This is a genomic window from Neochlamydia sp. EPS4, from assembly GCF_000813665.1.
GTDB lineage: Bacteria > Chlamydiota > Chlamydiia > Chlamydiales > Parachlamydiaceae > Neochlamydia.
Genome location: NZ_JSDQ01000081.1, coordinates 1 through 3,364 on the forward strand (window position 1 = coordinate 1; position 3,364 = coordinate 3,364).

The window sequence follows — 3,364 nt, forward strand, 5'->3', positions numbered from 1 at the left end:
AATTATGCCTTACATAATTCATCTTTAGACAAACAGAAAAGTATTAAAGAAAAGCTATCAAAAGTCGAAATTATACTCAGTAAGGCTTGCCAAGGAAAAGCTTTAGAATTGTCCTTAATAGAAGAACAATTTGAAAGCAATCGCGGAGAGTTAAAAAAGTTTAGAAAGGAAATAGAGAAAAAAATTCAACTTATCCGTCCAAATCCTTCACCAGAGGAAGTCAGAGAGCTTTACAGCGAGATTGCTCGGAGGATAAAAACTTTCTTTAAGACTTTAGTAGATCAGACGCAAGAGGTTTTAGAAGTTGCGCCTTGCGAATATGCAATGATAGGCTTTGGTTCTTTAGCAAGAGAAGAGATGACACCTTACTCAGATTTAGAGTTTGGCATTCTTATCCAAGAAGACACTTTTGGAAACAGAGATTATTTCAGAAGTCTAACAACTCTTCTTCACTTAAAAGTGATCAACTTAGGAGAGACAATCCTACCTGCTTTAAATATTCCCTGCATAAAAGAGGTTGATTTTTTCGATAGCGTTACGCCCAGAGGTTTTGCCTTCGATGGTGAAGGAGTGGAAGGAAAAGGCTGTAAAACTCCTTTTGGCAATCGCCAAACATTTGAGCTTATTCAAACGCCTGAGAAAATGGCGCAATACATTGGTAAAGATGAAAAAGGCCAGTGGTGGCATAAAAAAGAGCCGCATCTTCCCATGGAGCTTCTAACATTTACTCCTTTGCTAGGCAATTTGGAATTAATTGGCCAGTATCAGCAAAAAATTGAAAAAGTACTTAATTCCCCTTATCAAGAGGACGTTACCCTTCGTCAATACTTAGCCAAACAACATTTATTTCAGGATGATAAGGTAAATTTCAATCCAGAACTACACGAATTAAGCAAACAGGGTATGCTGTTTAAAGTAAAGAATGACCTTTATCGATTCCCTCATCTTGCGTTAGACCGACTATCTCTTCTTCAAAAAGGGGCGCCCCCTAATACGTTTTCAAGGATTGATAGGTTAAATAACCAAGGCATTCTTACAAAAGGTGCAGGTGAAAAGTTAAAAGATTGGATAAGCATAGCTTTATTTATGCGTCTTGAAACCTACTTTCATTATCAAGCCCAAAAGGAAATAATGAATCCTCTCATTAAGCCTTTTGGGTTTGAAGAACCTATACTTATTCAAAAGCAGTTTGCTTTAGATCCTATAGCACTAAAAAAGATAAAAAAAATTTATCGTATCTTTATTCCTTTCTATCAAGCTCTTCAAGATTTTTTAGCTGGCAATGAAGAAACGCTTCAATCTTCAGAATTAAATGATGCTTCATACCAAACTCGAGGAGACATAGCTCTAAGACTTTCTCAACTGGATAAAGCAAGAAAGTGGTATTGCCGAGCAAAAAAAGCTGATTTAAAAAATTCTAAAATATTTAATACTCTTGGGATCATTTATGCTAAAAAAGGAAACTTAAATAAAGCAGCTAAATATATTCAACAAGCACTGACTATTGATCAAAATCCTGGCGATAAAATCAATCCTAATATAGTAAGCTATCATAACAATTTAGGTTTCATTTACCAAAAACAAGGCAATTCAGTAAAAGCAATTGAGCATTTACACAAAGCGCTGGATATTAAAAGGGAGCTTTTGGGTGACAATCATCCCAGCATAGCAAATAGTTACAGCATTTTAGGAGCAATTTATAATGAACAAGGAAATTTGGCACAAGCAATTGAGTATTCACACAAAGCGCTAGATATTAAAAGAAAGATTTTGGGTGAAAATCATTCTGATATGGCAGTTATGTACAATAACTTAGGAGCAATTTATAATGAACAAGGAAATTTGGCAAAAACAGCTGAATATATAAAAAAAGCGGAGATCATTACCATTAAGTTATTTGGTGATAATCATCATAATATAGCAATACATCACACTAATTTGGGATTGCTCTACCGAGACCAAGGGAATTTAATAAAAGCAGTTGAGCATAGCATGAAAGCTCTTACCATTTTCCTTAAGCTTTTTGGTGAAAATCATCCTGCTGTGGCAACAATTCAAAATAATTTGGGCCAGATTTACGAAGAACAAGGTAATTTAGAACAGGCGGTTGAATATACTAAAAAAGCTCTTGCCATTAACCTTAAGCTTTTTGGTGATAATCATCCTGCTGTGGCAACCACTCAAAACAATTTGGGCCAGATTTACGAAGAACAAGGTAATTTAGAACAGGCGGTTGAATATACTAAAAAAGCTCTTGCCATTAACCTTAAGCTTTTTGGTGAAAACCATCCTAATGTGGCAACTTCTTACAATAATTTAGGCCAAATTTACAAAGAGCAAGGTAATTTAGAACAGGCGGTAGAATATACTAACAAAGCCCTTGCCATTTTACTTAAGCTTTTTGGCGAAAACCATCCTAAGGTGGCAGCCTCTTACAATAACTTAGGCCAAATTTACCAAGATCAGGGTAATCTAAAAAAAGCGATGGAATATTCTAAGAAAGCTCTTGCCATTAAGCTTAAGCTTTTTGGTGAAAATCATCATGGTGTGGCAACCTCTTACAATAATTTAGGCCAAATTTACAAAGAGCAGGGCAATTTAGAACATGCGGTAGGATATACTAAGAATGCCATTGCCATTGACCTTAAGCTTTTTGGTGAAAACCATCCTACTGTGGCAACCTTTTACAATAATTTAGGCCAAATTTACAAAGAGCAAGGCAATTTCAAAAAGGCGGTTAAACATATCAAGAAAGCTGTTGCCATTTTCCTTAAGCTTTTTGGTGAAAATCATCCTGCTGTGGCAATCTCTCAAAATAATTTAGGCCAAATTTACCAAGAACAGGGCAATTTAGAACAGGCGTTAGAATATACTAAGAAAGCTCTTGTCATTACCCTCAAGCTTTTTGGTGATAATCATCCTGATGTAGCAATTTGTTACAATAACCTGGGAGTAGGCTACCAAAATCAAGGAAATTTAGGACTGGCAATTGAGCATAGCAGCAAAGCCCTTGCCATTCGCCTTAAGCTTTTTGGTGAAAATCATCCTACTGTAGCAAACTCTTACAACAATTTAGGCCAATTTTACCAACATCAGGGCAATTTAGAACAGGCGTTAGAATATACTAAGAAAGCTCTTGTCATTACCCTCAAGCTTTTTGGTGAAACTCATCCTGCTGTGGCAATTTATTACGATAACCTGGGAGCAGGCTACCAAAAGCAAGGAAATTTAGGATTGGCAATTGAGCATAGCAGCAAAGCCCTTGCCATTCGTCTTAAGTTTTTCGATGAAAATCATCATGATGTAGCAATCTCTTACAACAATTTAGGCCAATTTTACCAACATCAGGGCAATTTAGAACAGG

The 3,364-nt window shown here is 36.0% G+C and carries 1 protein-coding gene; it reads left to right on the forward strand.

Features of this window, described 5'->3' with window-relative positions; genetic code table 11:
* Positions 1-3,364, forward strand: a 3,364-nt coding sequence (locus DB42_RS10610) for a tetratricopeptide repeat protein (RefSeq protein WP_155117482.1), incomplete at both ends; no start/stop codon positions are given.